General features: G+C 55.5%; 1 protein-coding gene. It reads right to left on the reverse strand.

From position 1 onward, the window contains the following. Nucleotides 1-36: 36 nt before the first annotated feature. On the reverse strand, nt 37-566 hold a 530-nt coding region (locus AC3XQU_RS22790), incomplete at its 5' end, for a helix-turn-helix domain-containing protein (RefSeq protein WP_489876442.1).

Below are 566 nucleotides of genomic sequence, written 5' to 3' on the forward strand. Positions count from 1 at the left end.
GTCGGGGTGAACTCTGGTGTGTCCTGCCCTTCATTGCTAGACAATCGAAGTCTCGCTTCGCTTCAACGGTAGAGCTGTCCATTCCAGATCCTGATTGGGGACGATATCAATTAAAGCTTGATTCCTCGAGGAGGTTGATCGTGTCATGTTCAGTGGTCCCCCATGCAAGTCGCCGGGATCACTGAAGTAGATGTGATGTGTGACGAGAGCACCAATTGCCCCGGCGTACCGCCGAACGGTCGACATTCGCGGATCTGAGTCCAGACGCTCAAACCGACAGACTGAACTCTTGTCGCGGCCCATCTCGTCCGCGACCTCAGCTTGCGACAGCCCGCTGTCACGTCGCCGCTGTACCAGTGCGTGAAGCATTTCGATGTCCGCTTCAGCCTGATCTAGGGCTCGCTGTTCGGCTGCGGTCAATTCGACGTCACCGAATGGGTTGCTCATCACGATCCCTTTCTTGTAGAACTCTGGACTCAAACCTGCCCGCTGACGGTTGACATTAACCGCAACCGTACTGGCTGTCACATCACAATTCGGGTACGCCACTAGCTTTCGCCCATGCT

The sequence above is a fragment of the Telluria sp. AZSoR62 genome, assembly GCF_058111565.1.